We start from the raw sequence: 16,487 nt of genomic DNA, 5'->3' as shown, positions 1-16,487 counted from the left end.
TCAGGGTATCGCCACGCCGCGCCAATTGCCCGAAGGTATATACCGGCAAACCAGCACGTCGTTCTGCGAATTGTTGGCAACGGCGCAGCCGACCTCCTGCGTGTCTTTCCAGATGATCTGGGTGTAATGCCCGACATCGATCCAGTTGCCGGTGGTCGATACGTCGGGGAAGACGCCCGGCTCGAAATACCGCTCTTCGCTGAGGAAGGCGTCGATCATCGCCCTGGTCGAATAGAATCCGGTCGTGCCGATCCACAAATTCTCGCCTGCGCCCTTTCGCGCTTCTGCGCTGGCATGCTCGATCATGTTCTTTTCCGCCAGCACCGCAGCATAACGCGCGGCGTCATTCTGCAACGTGGCACTCCAGCGCAGCGGCGGTGCGCCGACTTTCTGCCGCGCGTCATTATGCGCGCCCAGCAGGCTTTGAGCGAACATGCTGATCTGCTCCTCGGCAGCGGCAGGTTCGACGGGCCGCGCCAGCGGCGTGCCGGTTTCGGCTGAGGTCTGCGCGTCCTGCGCCATTGCCGTTTGGGCACCGAGGAGCAGCGCAGCAGCGGTAAGCACCGGTTTGATCGAACGCATCTTGACTTCCTTTCCCAGGCAGCGCGAGGGTCCGCCTATGGCCCGAGCCTTATACATCCATTGGCCCTTTTGCCTGAAGAAATGTCCTTACTGCGACTTCAACAGTCATGTCAGGGCCGAGGTGGACCATGTTCTCTGGCAGGATGCCTTGCTGGCCGATATGCGCCACGAGGCCGATGCGGCTGCCGGCGAGCCGCTGGAATCGATCTTTTTCGGTGGAGGCACGCCCTCCCTGATGCCACCGCGCCTCGTCGCCGCCTTGCTGACAGAGGCGGAGCGTCTCTGGGGTTTTGCGCCGGGCATGGAAATTACGCTGGAAGCGAATCCGACGAGCTTTGAAGCGGACAAGTTCGCCGACCTCGCACACGCCGGGGTCAACCGCGTATCGCTTGGTATCCAGTCCCTCGAGCGGGAAGCGCTAAGCTTTCTTGGGCGTGAGCACTCCGTCGAAGAAGCGCTGTCCGCGCTGGACCATGCGCAGGAGCTTTTCGGCCGCGTCAGCTTCGACCTCATTTACGCTCGGCCAGGACAGGGCATGGACGCATGGGCCGACGAACTGCGCCGCGCGATCGCGTTCGGCACATCCCATCTCTCCCTTTATCAATTGACGATCGAGCCCGGCACCCGGTTTGCGACTGATGTGAGGACCGGCTCGTTCGAACCGATGGACGGCGACGACGCGGCAACGCTCTTTACCGTGACACAGGAGATGACGGCGGGTGCCGGGCTACCGGCCTATGAAATCAGCAACCATGCGGCCCCTGGACAGGAAAGCCGGCACAACCTGACCTATTGGCGATACCGCGACTATTGCGGCATCGGACCGGGTGCGCATGGCCGGCGCGGGGGTCGCGCTACGCAGCGGCACAAGAAGCCGGAGAACTGGCTGTCTGCCATTGAGAGCCAAGGGCACGGCATAGCGGAAGAACAAGCGCTCGATCGGCGGGAACAGGCGTCGGAAGCCTTGCTGATGGGCCTGAGGCTGCGCGAGGGGATCGACCTTGCTGCGCTGGGCATTCGGACTGGGTTCGCGACTGGCGAGCTCATCGTGCCCGACAAGGCCGCGCTATACACGGACCTTGGCCTGCTGTGGCGGGACGGCGACCGCCTTGGCGTGACACAGGCGGGGATGCCCCTGCTCGACGGTCTCCTCGGCGAATTGGTGCCGGGCGACCTCGTCGGCGCATGAGCGATCAATCGGTGCTGGAACGCTGGGAACAGCATCTCGCCGTCGATCTGCGGCGATCGCCCCACACTGTCAGGGCCTATGGAACGGCGGCCCGCAGGCTGGCCGAAGCAATGGGACTGACAACGTTCGACACGGTTGCGAGCCTCGATGCAGGTGCTGTGCGGCGCCATCTTGCCATGCGGCGCAGCGAGGGGTTGTCCAATGCCTCTGCCGCACGGGAACTTTCCGCGATCAAGGCCTTCATCCGCTTCGCCAAGGCCGAAACCGGCGCGGCGGAAACGGACGCCCCCCGGCTCAGGGGACCGCGGATCAAGAAAGGCCTGCCCCGCCCCGTCACGCCCGATGAAGCAATCGGACTTGCGGAGAGGATCGAGAGCGACGCATCCGAAGGATGGGTCGGCGCGCGAGACCGGGCGGTCGTACTTCTGCTCTACGGAGCGGGACTGCGCGTGGCAGAGGCGCTTTCCCTGTCGGCAGAGGTCCTCCCGCTCGGCGAGACGCTGCGTGTCACCGGCAAGGGCAGGAAGCAGCGGGTGGTGCCTATCCTGCCGCAAGTGCGCGATGCCGTCGATGCCTATGCGCGGGCATGTCCGTTCACGCTGGAGGACGACGAACCCCTTTTTCGCGGAGTAAAAGGCGGGCGCTTGTCGCAGGGAATGGTGCAAAAGGCGACGGCCCGGGCGCGTCGTTCGCTCGGACTGCCGGAAACCGCAACGCCGCACGCGATGCGGCACAGTTTCGCGACGCACCTCCTTGGCGAAGGAGCGGATTTGCGAAGCCTTCAGGAACTGCTGGGCCATGCCAGTCTCGGCTCGACCCAGATATACACAAAGGTCGATGCGTCGAAGATGCTGGAGGCGTATCGCGGCGCCCATCCGCGTGAACGCGACGAAGACTGACTGCAGCACCGACGCGCGCAGCGCCTCACCTATCCGCGCGCGGTTTCCATGTTACGAGGCGCAGGACATAGCCCGCCACGGCCAGCACCATGATCGCGACGATCACCCCGCTGACGATATTGTCGATGTCTGAGAAGGTCCGGGACAGCCACTGGGTCCCGACGATCAGCATGACATTCCAAAGCGCCGCGCCGGCTGCCGTGAACAGCAGGAACTTGAGCGTGCCCATATGCGCGAGGCCCGCGGGCAGGGAAATCATCGTGCGCATGATCGGGGTCGCACGTAGGATGAAGACGACCCATTGCCCGTGCTTCCTGAAGAAATCGGAGGCACGTTCCACGTCTTCCCATTCCATGGTGAGCCACTTGCCCCAGCGGTCGATGAACGGCCCCAGCCTTTCATAGCCCCATTTGTCGCCTGCCCAGAACCACACGTAATTGCCCAGGGTCGTCCCGATCGTGCCGGCGATCAGAAGCGGCCAGAAATCCATGCTGCCACGTTCGATGGCAAGCGCCCCTGCGCCCATGATTGCTTCCGAGGGCATGGGCGGAAAGATGTTTTCCAGCGCCATCAGGATCGCGACCCCTGCATAGCCGAGGCGCTCGATCAGGCTGACAACAAAATCGTCCATGGCTGACAAATGCGCGAGATGCGCCGACGTGCCTCGGTAATCAGCCGGTCAGGCGGCGGCGACCATTGCTGCATGGCGACGTTCGACCGCGTCGAGGATCGCGCCGACCGTATCGCTGCCGTTGAACCGGTCGATGGCCACGATCCCGGTCGGACTGGTCACGTTGATTTCCGTCAGCCATTTGCCGCCGATCACGTCGATGCCCACGAAGGTGAGGCCCCGGCGCGCCAGTTCCGGACCCATGGCCGCGCAGATTTCTTCCTCGCGAGCGGTCAGGGTCGCCGCTTCGGCATAGCCGCCCTGTGCGAGGTTGGAGCGGAACTCGCCCACCCCCGGCTTGCGATTGATGGCACCGGCAAACTCTCCGTCGACCAGCACGATGCGCTTGTCGCCCTCGCTCACTTCGGGGAGGAAAGGCTGGACCATGTGCGCCTCCGGCCATGTCTGGTTGAACACCTCGAACAGGGCAGACGCATTCGTCCCGTCGGCGTCGAGCTTGAAGATTGCCTTGCCGCCATTGCCGTGCAGTGGCTTCACGACGACGGCGCCGTGCTTCTGCTGGAACGCGCGCACCTCGTCCATAGTCCGCGCGATCAGGGTCTGCGGCATGAACTGCGCGTAATCCAGGACGAACATTTTCTCGGGGGCATTCACGACCTCGCGGGGGTCGTTCGATACCAGCGTCTGCCCCTTCAGCCTGTCGAGAAGCAGCGCCGCGCTGATATAGCCAAGGTCGAAAGGCGGGTCCTGCCGCATCAGGATGACGTCTATATCGTGCGCGAGGTCCACCTGCCGGCGATCGCCCATGGTGAAATGGTCGCCCTCCACGCGCCGCACCTCGACCGGTGCGGCATGGGCGGTAATCCTGCCTCGAGGGGTTCCATCGGATTCCCAAGCCAGCGTGCCGACATCGTAATGGAAGATCTCGTGGCCGCGCGCCTGCGCCCCCAGCATCAGGGCAAAGCTGGAATCGCCCGCGATCTTGACGCTTTCCATCGGGTCCATCTGGACAGCTATTCGCAGGGTCATCTGTTGTTTCCTAAGGTTGCCAGGCGTTGGCGATGTGGCGTGGCAGGGTGGCGGGTGCAAGCAGGATTACGTCGACCCGGATATCCTCCCCCTCGGCCGCATATTCATGCGCGACGCATTCCACCGCCGCCGCCACGCGCGAAAGGCGGCGTTCGTCTATTGCATGGTCGAGGTCGGCGGCGTGGCGGCGCCATTTGACTTCTACGAAAGCGACGATGCCGCCCCGCTTGGCAATCAGGTCTATCTCGCCGCGCGGGGTTTTCGTCCGCCGTGCAAGGATACGCCAGCCCTTGGCTTGCAGCCACAGCGCAGCGCGGGTTTCCCCGTCCCGGCCCTGCTTCTCCGCCTTCTGACGCTTCACTGGTTCTTGAGCTCCAGCGCCCGGGCATACAGCGCCTTGCGATCGCTACCCGTCATCCGGGCAACACTCGCCGCGGCCTGCGACGCCTTCATCTGGCCCATGGCATCCCGCAATAGCGCGTCCACGTCGTGCTGGACCATGTGGGGATCTGCGGGCCCGATCATGAGGACGATCTCGCCTTTCGGAGGGTGCGCTTCATAAAACGCAACAAGGCCATCGGGCAGGCCACGTCTGCATTCCTCGTGCAGTTTCGTGAGTTCGCGGCCCACGGCAATGTCGCGCGCGCCCAGCACCTCGGAAATGGCCGCCAGGCTCTTCAGCAAGCGCGGACCGGTTTCGTAGAAAACCAGTGTCGCGTCGATCCCGCCCAGTTCCTCCAGTACTTTTTTGCGAGCCTTGTCCTTCGAAGGCAGGAACCCGGCGAACAGGAACCTGTCATTGGGCAGGCCCGACAGCGTCAGTCCCGCCACGGCAGCGCACGCCCCCGGCAGGGTGGTCACGGCAATCCCGGCTTGCCTGCAATCGTTGACCAGCCGGTAGCCCGGATCGCTGACAAGCGGCGTTCCGGCATCGCTGACCAACGCGACCGCACGGTCGTGCATCGATGCGACCAGCCGCGCACGGTCTTTCTCGCCTGCGTGATCGTCGTATCGCCAGAGCGGTTTCGACAGGCCGAGATGCTTCATGAGCTTGCCGGTGACGCGCGTATCCTCGCACGCGACGCCGTCGCACCGCGCCAGTATATCGGCGGCGCGCATGGTGATGTCGCCAAGATTGCCAATCGGCGTGGCGACGATATACAGCCCCGCGGGAAGGGGTTCGGTCTGGCTGGTCCTGTCCACGAATACGCCCATGAACCACGCAGCGAGGGAGTGGCAAGTTATGAAGGGTTTCAATCTGGGCAAGCGCGCGTTCGTCGTCGCCGGGACTGCGGCCCTGCTGGGCGGCTGCCAGATCATTCCGGGCGCGCCTTCGTCCGCTCCGCCGCCTCCCGAAGCTGCACCGACGACGCCTGCACCGGAACCGAGCGCGACCGCCCTGCCCTCCGGCGATACCGAGCGTCACCGTGTCGCACTGCTGGTGCCGATGTCGGGTGGAAACGCGAATGTGGGCCAGTCGATTGCCAATGCGACGACCATGGCGATCCTCGACACCGATGCGAGCAATCTGCGGATCACCACTTACGATACGTCGACGGGCGCGCGCGAAGCTGCACGCCGCGCGGTCAATGACGGCAACAAGTTGATCCTGGGTCCGCTGATGGCGGAAAATGTCCCGCTGGTCCTGGCAGAGGCGCGGACTGCCGAAGTCCCCCTGATCTCTTTCTCGAACGATAACGAGGTAGCCGGCCCGGACGTGTTCGTGATGGGTAATCTGCCGACCCAGTCGATCCGCCGGTCGGTCGAATATGCCCGCAGCAGGGGTGCGCGAAACTTCTCCATCCTTGCACCCGAAGGCGAATATGGCCGCCGCGCGGAGGCGTCGCTGGCATCGGCCCTGCGCGATACCGGTGGGGGCCTGGTATCGACAGAGCGCTATTCCCGCGGGAATACCTCAATCATCAGCGCAGCGCAGCGTCTGCGGCAGGCTGGAGGGTACGATGCCGTCGTTCTCGCGGATAATGCGCGCTTCGCGGAAAGGGCTGCAGGAGTCCTCAAGCCGTCCGGTCAGGGCGCCACCCAGCTGATCGGCACCGAATTGTGGAGCGGCGAAAGCTCCGTGACCCGGTCGGCCCCGCTGCGGGACGCCATCTTCTCGTCCGTGTCCGATGCGCGGTTCAAGCGCTTTTCCGAAAGCTATCGCGACCGCTTCGGAAGCCAGCCCTTTCGCGTCGCAACGCTGGGCTACGATGCCGTGCTGCTGACCCTGAGGGTCGCACGCGACTGGCGGGTCGGTCGTACTTTCCCCGTGCGCGATCTTCGCGATGATGGCGGGTTCCTCGGTCTGGACGGGGCCTTCCGGTTCGAGCGCAGTGGCGAGGTCGAGCGCGCGATGGAAGTCCGGCAGGTCCGCGACGGATCGGTCGTCATCCTCGATCCCGCGCCCGAGCGTTTCGGCGGCTGAGCAATCTCCACCGATTTAGGCGTAAAACGCTTCGCAGCCGCTTGTGACGCCGGAGGTGCGGCCCCATAGCTGTTGTCATGTCAGACGATCTTTTCGAAGGTACGCCCACTTCAAGCGGCGATTACGATTCCTCCTCGATCGAGGTCCTCGAAGGGCTGGAGCCGGTACGTCGCCGGCCCGGCATGTATATCGGGGGCACCGACGATCGGGCCCTGCACCACCTGGTCGCAGAAGTGCTCGACAACGCGATGGACGAAGCCGTTGCCGGCCATGCCAGCCGGATCGAACTGACGGTCGAGGAAGGCAACAGGGTCACCGTGGCCGATAACGGGCGCGGCATACCGGTTGACGAGCATCCCAAATATCCGGGCAAGTCCACGCTCGAGGTCATCCTGTCGACGCTGCATTCGGGTGGCAAGTTCTCGGGCAAGGCCTACGCCACTAGCGGCGGCCTGCACGGCGTCGGTGTTAGTGTGGTCAACGCCCTGTCCAGCCTGACCCGGGTAGAGGTCGCGCGGGACAAGCAGCTTTACGCGCAGGAATTTTCGAAGGGGCAGACGCTGGGGCCCATCCAGAAGCTCGGCCCCGTACCCAATCGGCGCGGCACGACCGTCACATTCGTGCCGGATACCGAGATCTTTGGCGACAGGGCCTTCAAGCCCGCACGTCTGTTCAAGCTGGCCCGGTCGAAGGCGTACCTGTTTGCAGGCGTCGAAATCCGCTGGAAATGCGCGGAGGCGCTGGCCAACGAGGACGTGCCCACGGAAGCGGTCTTCAAGTTCCCCGGCGGCCTCGCCGATCATCTGGCGGAACAGGTTTCCGGACGCGAATGCGTTACCGCCGAACCTTTCACCGGCAGCCAGGATTTTCCCGATGACGAGGCTGGCATCGGACAGGGGCGCGTCGAATGGGCGATCGCGTGGCCGCTATGGTCGGACGGTTCGACCAGCTGGTACTGCAACACCGTGCCGACGCCCGATGGCGGCACGCACGAACAGGGTTTGCGCGCCGCGCTTACCAAGGGGCTTCGCGCATTCGGCGAGCTGACCGGAGCCAAGAAGGCAAAGGACATTACCGCCGACGACGTCATGACCGGCGGTGAAGTCATGCTCTCCGTCTTCATCCGCGACCCCCAGTTCCAGAGCCAGACGAAGGACCGCCTGACCTCTCCGGAAGCGGCAAGGCTCGTCGAGAACGCCGTGCGCGATCATTTCGACCACTGGCTTTCGGGCAATATGGAACGCGGCAAGGCGCTGCTCGGCAGCGTGATGGAGCGAATGGACGAGCGCCTGCGAAGCAAGCAGGAACGGGAAATCAAGCGCAAGACGGCGACCAATGCCAAGAAGCTGCGCCTCCCCGGAAAGCTGACCGATTGCAGCGGAGAAGGCGACGGCGAAACCGAACTGTTTATCGTCGAGGGTGATTCCGCGGGCGGAAGCGCCAAGCAGGCGCGTAACCGGAAGACCCAGGCCATCCTTCCGATCCGGGGCAAGATCCTGAATGTCGCCAGCGCCACGGCCGACAAGATCCGCGCCAACAGCGAGATTGCGGACCTGACGCTGGCCATGGGTTGCGGCACGCGAAAGGACTGCGACCCGGAAACGCTTCGCTACGACCGGATCATCATCATGACCGATGCCGATGTCGACGGGGCGCATATCGCGACGCTTCTGATGACGTTCTTCTTCCAGGAAATGCCGGATATCGTGCGCGGTGGACATCTCTATCTCGCCCAGCCCCCGCTCTATCGCCTGACCGCAGGCAAGGAGAGCCGCTATGCGCAGGATGAGGCGCATCGCGAAGAACTGGAGGCGACCGTTTTCAAGGGCAAGAAGGTCGATGTCGGACGCTTCAAGGGTCTGGGCGAAATGAACCCGCAGCAATTGCGTGAAACGACCATGGACCCCGATACGCGCAGCCTGATCCGCATAACCCTGCCGGCCGAACACGAGCAGCGTCATGCCGTGAAGGAACTGGTCGACCGATTGATGGGCCGCAATCCCGAACACCGGTTCAACTTCATCCAGAACCGGGCCGGCGAGCTCGACCGGGATATGATCGACGCCTGACGCTGCAATCAGGGTCGTCGCCAGCTAATCCTTCGTCATGGTGAGGCGCGCATCACCCAGCTTTTGGGTCTGTGGTTCGCGTATGGATATGCAGGTGGCCCTCCAGCGTCCGGTGGACGGGGCACTTGTCGGCGATTTCGATCAGCTTCGCCCGGTCGGTTTCTGTCAATCCGTCGCCCTCGATCGTGATGACGCGGTTTAGCGCCTGCACCTGAAGGCTTTCCTGCATCGCCTCCACGTGATCGCATTGCTCTTCGTGCTTGCGTTCATGGGTGACGTGGATGCTCACGCCTTCCAGAGGCATCTTCTTGCGGTCGGCATACATCTGCATCGTCATGACCGTGCAAGTGCCAAGCGCTGCATTGAGGAGATCGTAGGGCGTCGGGCCCGTATCGTCCCCGCCATAGCCGGTGGGCTCGTCGGCCACGAAGCGATGGCTCGTCGTATGGACCTCCGTGCCGAACCTGCCATGTCCGCTGCGGACCACCACGCCGTCATCGGGCATCGGCCAGTCGCTTTTCAGCGGCAGGTAGCGATGGGCCCAGCCCGCAATGATAGCCGCGATAAAGGCGGCGTCTTCCGGCTTGGTCAGGAGATGATCCGCGCCTTCCAGGCTGACGAAGCTCTTGGGATGCCTGGCTGCCTGAAAGAGATGCGATGCGTGGTCTATGGAAACCACCTGGTCGGTCGGCGAATGGGCGATGAGTACAGGCAGCCGAAGCTTGCCGACTTCGGCCAACAGATCGGTGCTGCGCGTCTTGTCGAGGAACTCGCGGCTCAGGCTGAAAGGCCGGCCACCGATCGTGACATCGCCCTGCCCGTCTCGTTCGATCGCCTCGATGTCGCCCTTCACGTTATGCAGCACGTGCGGAACATCGGACGGGGCACCGATCGTCGCGATGGCCGCGACCTTGCCCGGACCGATATCGTCGGCTGCGGCCAGCACCGCCGCGCCGCCGAGACTGTGCCCGACCAGCAATATGCCATCACCGAACCTGTCGCACAGGGCACGTGCCGCGGAAACAAGGTCCGACACATCGCTCGCGAAACCAGCCCGGCCAAACTCTCCTTCACTGCCGCCGAGACCGGTAAAATCGAACCGCAAGGTAGCGATTCCCTCCCGCGCGAGTGCGCGAGCGACAGCCACTGCAGCACGGCTCTGCTTGGTGCAGGTGAAGCAATGGGCGAACAGCGCTGCACCCCGCACCAGCCCGGTAGGCAATTCCAGAGAGCCTGACAGTTCATGGCCTGCATCGGTGGTGATCGCTATGGTCTCGGTCGGCATGAAATCTCCTTGTGGCAAGCGGGTGTAGCAGCCCGCCCCGCGAGAGCCAGACCCGTTGCATGTCGCGATGACTGCTCGCAAAAGACGGACATGAGAACGACCTGCCTGCTAATCGCCGCTTGCCTGCTGGGCATGTCACCCCTCCCTGCGGCAGCGCAGGACGCGCCCGTCTCGAGGGAGCTGGAATCGCGGACGGAGGCGCTGGGCGATATCTTCCGCGGGAGCGGCGATGCTGAAACCCTCTTCGGCTCTCAATTCCTGGCAGAAGTGCCCCCCGATCGGTTTGCGCAGCTCGTGGCGCAAATCACGGCGCAATACGGTGAATTCGTCGGTGTGGAACGGGTTGATCCGCGCGGACCCTTCATGGGGACAGTCTACCTGCGCTTCGAGAATGCGATAGCGAGTGGCCCGATCACGCTCGACCCGAACCCGCCGCACAAGATTGCCGGCCTGATGCTTTCGAGCTTCACGCCGGTCGACGATTCGCTGGCCGATATCCGCGCTGACCTTGCAGGCCTGCCCGGAACGGTCAGCGCGTATTTCGCCCCGCTCGGCCGACCTGACGATGCGATCCTCGATATCGGCAGTGACCGGCAGATGGCCATCGGCTCCACCTTCAAGCTCTACGTGCTTTCCGCCTTGACGCGATCGATCGAGGCCGGCGAACGCGACTGGTCGGACGTCGTGACGATCGGCGTCCGCAGCTTCCCCAGCGGTACGATGCATTTGTGGCCCGAGGGCGCGCCAGTCACTTTGCAGACACTGGCCACGCAGATGATCGCCGGCAGCGACAACACCGCGACCGACGTGCTCATCGACGTGGTCGGACGCCGGGATGTCGAGGCTGAAGTGATTGCCAGCGGGCACTCCCGGCCGTCCCGGCTCATTCCGCTTCTCTCGACGCTGGAACTGTTCGCGCTGAAAGGCAGCGAGACGAACCGGATCAAATGGCTTGCTGCGGACGAGGATCGCAGGCGTCGCATACTTGCCGATTTCCGCGACGATGTAGGCGGCGATCCTGAGAAGATCGTCCCGCCTCGCTTCAGCAGTCCGACAGCGATCGACACGATCGAGTGGTTCGCCAGCGGACGCGATATTGCAGGCATACTGGGCCGTATTACCGAACTGCGCGATCCCGTCGCCCGGGACATTCTCGCCGTCTACCCGGCCATGCCCGTCTCGCTGACCGAAGAGTGGAGTTACACCGGGTACAAGGGCGGATCAGAACCGGGCGTATTGAACCTCACCTGGCTCCTGCGCGACTCCCGCAGCGAGTGGCACGTACTGACCATGTCGTGGAACAACCCGGAGGCGGCGCTGGAGCATTCGAGGCTGGAATCGATTGCCCAGCGCATCATGCGCATCGGACGCTAGGGAACGCTGACTTGCAAGGAAATTGGCCAATCGTTCGCACCCGAACAGGGCCGATTGTCGCCCTTGCCCTTGTCCAAAGCGCTCGCTAGCCCACTCTCAAATTACAAGTTGCAATGGGATACCTGCTGATGACCGAACGTTTCGAAGGCACCGACGATTATATCGCAACAGACGACCTGAAGGTTGCGGTGGACGCTGCCGTGACCTTGCGCCGTCCGCTGCTGGTCAAGGGCGAGCCGGGCACCGGCAAGACCGTCCTCGCCCACGAAATCGCCAAGGCCATCGGCGCTCCGCTGATCGAATGGAACGTGAAATCGACGACGAAGGCGCAGCAGGGCCTGTACGAATACGATGCCGTCGCCCGCCTGCGCGACGGACAGCTGGGTGACGAGCGCGTTCACGACATTTCGAACTACATCAAGAAGGGCAAGCTGTGGGAAGCGTTCACCTCCGAACAGCTCCCCGTTCTGCTGATCGACGAGATCGATAAGGCCGATATCGAGTTCCCGAATGATCTCCTGCAGGAGCTCGACCGCATGAGCTTTGACGTTTACGAAACGCAAGAGAGGGTCGAGGCGAACGAACGCCCGATCGTCGTCATCACCTCGAACAACGAAAAAGAATTGCCGGACGCATTCCTGCGCCGCTGCTTCTTCCACTACATCAAGTTCCCCGACCGGGAGACGATGCAGGACATCATCGAGGTGCATTACCCCGACATCCAGAAGACGCTGGTGAAGAAGGCGATGGATGTCTTCTACGAAATCCGCGAAGTTCCCGGTCTGAAGAAGAAGCCTTCGACCAGCGAACTGCTCGACTGGCTGAAGCTTCTCATGAACGAGGACATGCCGCTCGAGGTCCTTCAGGATGCCAATCCGAACACGGCGATTCCCCCGCTGCACGGCGCGCTCCTGAAGAACGAGCAGGACGTGATGCTGTTCGAACGACTGGCGTTCATGTCGCGGCGCCAGACGTAAGGCGGGCCGGCCGATGTTCTTCAATTTCATGGATGAACTGCGCGAGGCAGGGATCGGTGCGTCTTTCAAGGAGCACCTGACCCTGCTCGAAGCGCTCGACAAGGACGTGATCGAGCAAACGCCCGAGGCGTTCTACTACCTCTCGCGCGCCACGTTCGTGAAGGACGAGGGCATGCTCGATACGTTCGACCAGGTCTTCCAGAAAGTGTTCAAGGGCATACTGACCGATTACGGTCAGAACCCGGTCGAAATCCCCGAAGACTGGCTGAAAGCGGTCGCGGAGAAATTCCTTTCCGAAGAGGAAATGGCCGAGATCGAGAAGCTCGGCGACTGGGACGAGCTAATGGACACGCTCAAGAAGCGGCTCGAGGAACAGGAAGAGCGGCACGAGGGCGGAAACAAGTGGATCGGCACTGGCGGTACCTCGCCCTTCGGCCATGGCGGGTACAACCCGGAAGGCGTCCGCATCGGCGGCGAAAGCCGTCACAAGCGTGCGGTGAAAGTCTGGGAAAAGCGCGAGTTCAAGAACCTAGACAACACCAAGGAACTGGGAACGCGCAACATCAAGATGGCACTGCGCCGCCTGCGCCGCTTCGCCCGGGAAGGCGCGCAGGACCAGCTCGATCTGGATGCGACGATCGACGGGACGGCAAAGCAGGGCTGGCTGGACATCCACATGCGCGCCGAGCGCCGCAATGCTGTGAAGCTGCTGCTGTTTCTCGATGTCGGCGGTTCGATGGATCCGTTCATAAAGGTCGTCGAAGAGCTGTTCAGCGCAGCGACCAGCGAGTTCAAGAACCTCGAATTCTTCTACTTCCACAATTGCCTTTACGAAGGCGTGTGGAAGGATAACCGCCGGCGCTGGTCCGAGCGGACAAAGACGTGGGATATCCTTCACAAATACGGCCACGACTACAAGATCGTGTTTGTCGGCGACGCCGCGATGAGCCCCTACGAGATTACCCATGCAGGCGGAAGCGTGGAGCATATGAATGAGGAAGCGGGCGCGACCTGGATGCAGCGCGTCACCAATACCTATCCCGCGACCGTGTGGCTGAACCCGGTGCCGGAAAAGCAATGGGGCTATTCCCAGAGCACGAAGATGATCAAGCAACTGGTGAATGACCGGATGTACGGCCTGACGCTGGAAGGCCTGGACGAAGCGATGCGGGAGCTCAGCCGCAAGAACGGAGGCTGAGCAGGCGGAGGCGGTCGATCACCGGCCTCCACGCCTCTAGAAACTGTCCACGGCGCCGAACAGCGTTCTGAGCTGGGCCTTCTCGATGTCTTCGATCTGGGGCTTCCAGATGTCGAAGATCAGCACGATCCGTTCTTCCTGCGAACGGTTCCATGCCTCGTGTTCGACGCTATCATCGAAGACGAGCAGCTTGCCCTTCTCCCACGTCCTGCGCGCGCCGCCGACCCTGATCTCTCCATTCCCGGGCACGATGATCGGCAAATGGCAGATGACGCGGAAATTGAGCATGCCAGTATGTGGCGGAATGTGCGCGCCAGCAGTCAGGCGCGAAAACAGGACCGAGGGCGTGCGGCCGTCAATCTCGCACAATGGGGCGGCGTCCAGCGCGTGCAAGGTCGCGGATGCCGGTCGGGCTTTGCGCGCACCATTCTCGACAAGGTGAAGGCTGCTCCAGTCGCGGTTGCCGAGCATGCCGTGATAATCGTTCTGCGCCGCACCGCTCTGGCCCGAAACATAGGCCTCGAAGGCGTCGTCGGCGCCCCGCAGCGCGTCCAATTCGCTGGCAATGGCATCGGTCGCCGCTTCGACCTCCCCGGCCCAGTCCGGATCCGCTTCGATGAAGTCGATATCTGGCAGGTCCGGATAGAAGAAGACGCCGGGCATTTGCGGCCACGCGGTCGTAACAGGATCGCGGGGGCGCTGGCCGGTCATGATGTCGAGCGCCTTGGCAAAGCGGGGATGCCAGTGGGACCTCCCGAACCCGGCGGCCGACAGGGTTTGCATCATGTGATCGACATAGGCTTGCTGCAGCGCCATGCTGGCCTGCGCTGCCCTCACGCGGTCGGGCGAGGCTTGCGAATGATCACGGTCCGGCGATCCGGCTGCGGCTGCGTACAGCGCGCCGGCCGAACGCCGGTCCCCTGCCCTGAGCGACCAGTCCGCCTTTGCAAGCAGCGCGGTCAGGTCGACCGGATTGGCCGCGAGGCGGCTGTCCACCTCTGCCGGAGCAAGCGCGGGTTCCGGTGGAAGCGTCGCCATCAGTACAGACGGTGATCCCGAACATCGGCGATCCACGACGCCTCGTCGACGCTCGCCAGTTGGTCGAGATCATGAGGGGTTGCACCGGGATCGTCGACCCATTCGCGCAAGGATGGCCCGCCATTGATGACGTCGATAGCAAGGACATCATCGGTATATTCGTACTTGAAATCCTTGCCCCGCCACAGGTCGTAGTCCGGATACAGCGAACGAATGGCCTTGAATGCCAGCGCCTGGAGCCGCCACGGCCTGAAGGCATCGTGATCGTAGCCCGGCCCCTCGGCATGCACCATCAAGGCGTTGCAGAGCTGCCCCTGATGCTTGTGGAATGTAGGCTCGAACCAGCAGTCCCTCAGCGTACAGCCTGCCATCCATTCGGGGGCGATCCGGCGCATCTCCGCCAGCACCGCCTTTGCATCGAGATCGGGCGCGCCGAACAGGACTTCCAAGGGCCGCGTCGTGCCCCTTCCCTCGCTCACCGTGGCGCCTTCGATCATGACCGTTCCGGCATAGGCCCGCGCCATGTTGACACTGGCGGCATTGGGGCTGGGATTGATCCAGACGCGGTCCTGCGGCCATCCGTGGCCTTCCCCATCCGGCTGCCAGCCTTCCATCCGGATGACACGGTAATCCACGTCGAGCCCGAAATGCGCGATGAACCAATGACCCATTTCACCCATGGTCAGGCCGTGCCGCATCGGCATCGGTGCCGCACCGACAAAGCTTTCATGGCCTGGAACCAGCAGCGTGCTCTCGACCGGTCGACCGGCAGGATTGGGCCGGTCGAGCACCCAGACCGACTTCCCTGTCCTTGCAGCCTCTTCCAGCAGGTAAAGGAGCGTCGTGACGAAGGTATAGATCCGGCAGCCCAAGTCTTGCAGGTCGAACAGGAAAACATCCGCGCTCGACATCATCTGCCCGGTCGGACGACGCACTTCGCCGTAGAGCGAAAAGATCGGGATGCCGTAATGCGGATCGGTCTCGTCCGCGGTTTCGACCATGTTGTCCTGCTTGTCCCCTTTCAGCCCGTGCTGCGGACCAAAGGCGCTGGAGACGTTGACGCCGGCACCGATCAGCGCGTCGAGGCTGTGGGTCAGGTTTGCGGTCACCGAAGCGGGATGCGCGACCAGTGCAACCCGGCGACCTTTCAGCTCGCCGAGGAGCGTCTTGTCTTCTAGGAGGCAGTCGAGTCCGAATTTCGTTGTCATGCAGGGTCAGCCAATCTGATTGTGCGGCAGCGCGCGCTGTGGAAGTCGGGCTTGCCATCGGCAAAGGACGGTGCCCAGAACTGGATGGAGCCATCCACGTTCTCGATCACCGCAGTGAGGGCAACGGACGCGGGCCGAGACAGGGAAGCCGCGATGCTGCATTCGAGCGAAAGCGCCGTGTCGCTCGCGCTCGACGCTATCGCTAGTGCCTCTACCGGAGCATCACGCCCCCCTTCGCGGTGGGCATCGAACTGGTACGCAGCCCATTTGGACGAGGGGCTGAGGTTGAATTCGCGGTAGGCGTCGGCGCCGTCGGCCTGCCAGAAAATTTCGAAACAGGTGGTGCGCCACAGGCCGTCGCCTCGCGCTGCCATCGCTTGCGGGGGTAAGATGACGCGCGGCAGATCGCCCTTGATCCGGAATCGGGCACGGCAACCCTCCGTCGTAGCCTCGATTTCCGCCATGACCCGTTCGATAGGACCCGGATCGCATGAGGGGTGGAGGACGAGTGGCTGCATCACCCGTTCGCCTATCGCCCACTGAAGGATGGCCTGCAAGACACTTGCCTACAGTGTTTCACGCA

At 63.1% G+C, this 16,487-nt stretch carries 16 protein-coding genes; 7 read left to right on the top strand and 9 right to left on the bottom strand.

The window, feature by feature from the left end; translation table 11 throughout:
* The gene (locus PF049_08985) at positions 1–582 is read right to left on the bottom strand and encodes a CAP domain-containing protein (GenBank protein WBY15733.1); all 582 of its coding nucleotides are present in this window, start codon (positions 580–582) and stop codon (positions 1–3) included.
* Between the two features lie 37 nt (positions 583–619).
* Here PF049_08985 and hemW point away from each other — a divergent pair, with 37 nt between their 5' ends.
* Both hemW and PF049_08975 read left to right on the top strand, forming a co-directional pair.
* Complete coding sequence (gene hemW, locus PF049_08980) at positions 620–1,771, top strand: radical SAM family heme chaperone HemW (protein WBY15732.1); 1,152 nt, start codon at positions 620–622, stop codon at positions 1,769–1,771.
* The gene (locus tag PF049_08975; GenBank protein WBY15731.1) at positions 1,768–2,670 is read left to right on the top strand and encodes a tyrosine recombinase XerC; all 903 of its coding nucleotides are present in this window, start codon (positions 1,768–1,770) and stop codon (positions 2,668–2,670) included. The genes hemW and PF049_08975 overlap by 4 nt, the downstream gene beginning before the upstream one ends.
* A 25-nt stretch (positions 2,671–2,695) precedes the next feature.
* On the opposite strand, the gene PF049_08970 is transcribed toward PF049_08975, so the two are convergent.
* From PF049_08970 to rsmI, 4 genes are read right to left on the bottom strand one after another with little or no spacing between them, the layout of a single operon-like run.
* Positions 2,696–3,301, bottom strand: a complete 606-nt coding sequence (locus PF049_08970; protein WBY15730.1) for a DedA family protein — start codon at positions 3,299–3,301, stop codon at positions 2,696–2,698.
* Positions 3,302–3,349: 48 nt separating this feature from the next.
* The gene (gene gshB / locus PF049_08965) at positions 3,350–4,330 is read right to left on the bottom strand and encodes a glutathione synthase (GenBank protein WBY15729.1); all 981 of its coding nucleotides are present in this window, start codon (positions 4,328–4,330) and stop codon (positions 3,350–3,352) included.
* A 10-nt stretch (positions 4,331–4,340) separates the two neighbouring features.
* The gene (locus tag PF049_08960; protein ID WBY15728.1) at positions 4,341–4,691 is read right to left on the bottom strand and encodes a YraN family protein; all 351 of its coding nucleotides are present in this window, start codon (positions 4,689–4,691) and stop codon (positions 4,341–4,343) included.
* The gene (gene rsmI / locus PF049_08955; GenBank protein WBY15727.1) at positions 4,688–5,545 is read right to left on the bottom strand and encodes a 16S rRNA (cytidine(1402)-2'-O)-methyltransferase; all 858 of its coding nucleotides are present in this window, start codon (positions 5,543–5,545) and stop codon (positions 4,688–4,690) included. The genes PF049_08960 and rsmI overlap by 4 nt, the downstream gene beginning before the upstream one ends.
* A 28-nt stretch (positions 5,546–5,573) precedes the next feature.
* Here rsmI and PF049_08950 point away from each other — a divergent pair, with 28 nt between their 5' ends.
* Positions 5,574–6,755: a penicillin-binding protein activator gene (locus PF049_08950; protein ID WBY15726.1), complete on the top strand. Its 1,182-nt coding sequence runs from the start codon at positions 5,574–5,576 to the stop codon at positions 6,753–6,755.
* Positions 6,756–6,832: 77 nt separating this feature from the next.
* Positions 6,833–8,824: a DNA topoisomerase IV subunit B gene (gene parE / locus PF049_08945; GenBank protein WBY15725.1), complete on the top strand. Its 1,992-nt coding sequence runs from the start codon at positions 6,833–6,835 to the stop codon at positions 8,822–8,824.
* Positions 8,825–8,876: 52 nt separating this feature from the next.
* Here parE and PF049_08940 read toward each other — a convergent pair whose 3' ends face one another.
* Positions 8,877–10,109, bottom strand: a complete 1,233-nt coding sequence (locus tag PF049_08940) for a bifunctional alpha/beta hydrolase/OsmC family protein (GenBank protein ID WBY15724.1) — start codon at positions 10,107–10,109, stop codon at positions 8,877–8,879.
* A 90-nt stretch (positions 10,110–10,199) separates the two neighbouring features.
* On the opposite strand from PF049_08940, the gene PF049_08935 reads away from it, so the two are divergent.
* From PF049_08935 to PF049_08925, 3 genes are all read left to right on the top strand, one after another.
* Positions 10,200–11,483, top strand: a complete 1,284-nt coding sequence (locus PF049_08935; GenBank protein WBY15723.1) for a serine hydrolase — start codon at positions 10,200–10,202, stop codon at positions 11,481–11,483.
* 128 nt (positions 11,484–11,611) lie between these two features.
* Positions 11,612–12,460, top strand: coding sequence for a MoxR family ATPase (locus tag PF049_08930; GenBank protein ID WBY15722.1), 849 nt, complete (start codon positions 11,612–11,614; stop codon positions 12,458–12,460).
* Between the two features lie 13 nt (positions 12,461–12,473).
* Positions 12,474–13,658, top strand: coding sequence for a VWA domain-containing protein (locus tag PF049_08925; protein WBY15721.1), 1,185 nt, complete (start codon positions 12,474–12,476; stop codon positions 13,656–13,658).
* A 36-nt stretch (positions 13,659–13,694) separates the two neighbouring features.
* On the opposite strand, the gene PF049_08920 is transcribed toward PF049_08925, so the two are convergent.
* Genes PF049_08920 through PF049_08910 form a run of 3 tightly spaced genes read right to left on the bottom strand, consistent with a single transcriptional unit; the run spans position 13,695 to position 16,422 of the window.
* A complete protein-coding gene (locus PF049_08920) occupies positions 13,695–14,696 on the bottom strand; it encodes an aspartyl/asparaginyl beta-hydroxylase domain-containing protein (GenBank protein ID WBY15720.1) in 1,002 nt (333 codons plus the stop codon).
* Complete coding sequence (locus PF049_08915; protein WBY15719.1) at positions 14,696–15,904, bottom strand: DUF1343 domain-containing protein; 1,209 nt, start codon at positions 15,902–15,904, stop codon at positions 14,696–14,698. Before PF049_08915 ends, PF049_08920 begins: the two co-directional genes overlap by 1 nt.
* Positions 15,901–16,422 carry a hypothetical protein gene (locus tag PF049_08910; GenBank protein ID WBY15718.1) on the bottom strand — a complete coding sequence of 174 codons (522 nt, stop codon included), beginning with the start codon at positions 16,420–16,422 and terminating at the stop codon, positions 15,901–15,903. Before PF049_08910 ends, PF049_08915 begins: the two co-directional genes overlap by 4 nt.
* Positions 16,423–16,487 lie beyond the last annotated feature (65 nt).

The sequence above is a fragment of the Erythrobacteraceae bacterium WH01K genome (genome assembly GCA_027941995.1).
In the GTDB taxonomy this organism is placed as follows: Bacteria; Pseudomonadota; Alphaproteobacteria; order Sphingomonadales; family Sphingomonadaceae; genus CAJXSN01.
The sequence above is the reverse complement of the archived record's forward strand: the minus strand, read 5'-3'. Positions and strand labels throughout refer to the sequence as shown.

Coding starts and splice junctions, on each gene's coding strand:
- PF049_08985 (WBY15733.1), bottom strand. CDS start 582: ATGCGTTCGATCAAACCGGTGCTTACCGCTGCTGCGCTGCTCCTCGGT.
- hemW (WBY15732.1), top strand. CDS start 620: ATGGCCCGAGCCTTATACATCCATTGGCCCTTTTGCCTGAAGAAATGT.
- PF049_08975 (WBY15731.1), top strand. CDS start 1,768: ATGAGCGATCAATCGGTGCTGGAACGCTGGGAACAGCATCTCGCCGTC.
- PF049_08970 (WBY15730.1), bottom strand. CDS start 3,301: ATGGACGATTTTGTTGTCAGCCTGATCGAGCGCCTCGGCTATGCAGGG.
- gshB (WBY15729.1), bottom strand. CDS start 4,330: ATGACCCTGCGAATAGCTGTCCAGATGGACCCGATGGAAAGCGTCAAG.
- rsmI (WBY15727.1), bottom strand. CDS start 5,545: ATGGGCGTATTCGTGGACAGGACCAGCCAGACCGAACCCCTTCCCGCG.
- PF049_08950 (WBY15726.1), top strand. CDS start 5,574: ATGAAGGGTTTCAATCTGGGCAAGCGCGCGTTCGTCGTCGCCGGGACT.
- parE (WBY15725.1), top strand. CDS start 6,833: ATGTCAGACGATCTTTTCGAAGGTACGCCCACTTCAAGCGGCGATTAC.
- PF049_08940 (WBY15724.1), bottom strand. CDS start 10,109: ATGCCGACCGAGACCATAGCGATCACCACCGATGCAGGCCATGAACTG.
- PF049_08935 (WBY15723.1), top strand. CDS start 10,200: ATGAGAACGACCTGCCTGCTAATCGCCGCTTGCCTGCTGGGCATGTCA.
- PF049_08930 (WBY15722.1), top strand. CDS start 11,612: ATGACCGAACGTTTCGAAGGCACCGACGATTATATCGCAACAGACGAC.
- PF049_08925 (WBY15721.1), top strand. CDS start 12,474: ATGTTCTTCAATTTCATGGATGAACTGCGCGAGGCAGGGATCGGTGCG.
- PF049_08920 (WBY15720.1), bottom strand. CDS start 14,696: ATGGCGACGCTTCCACCGGAACCCGCGCTTGCTCCGGCAGAGGTGGAC.
- PF049_08915 (WBY15719.1), bottom strand. CDS start 15,904: ATGACAACGAAATTCGGACTCGACTGCCTCCTAGAAGACAAGACGCTC.
- PF049_08910 (WBY15718.1), bottom strand. CDS start 16,422: ATGCAGCCACTCGTCCTCCACCCCTCATGCGATCCGGGTCCTATCGAA.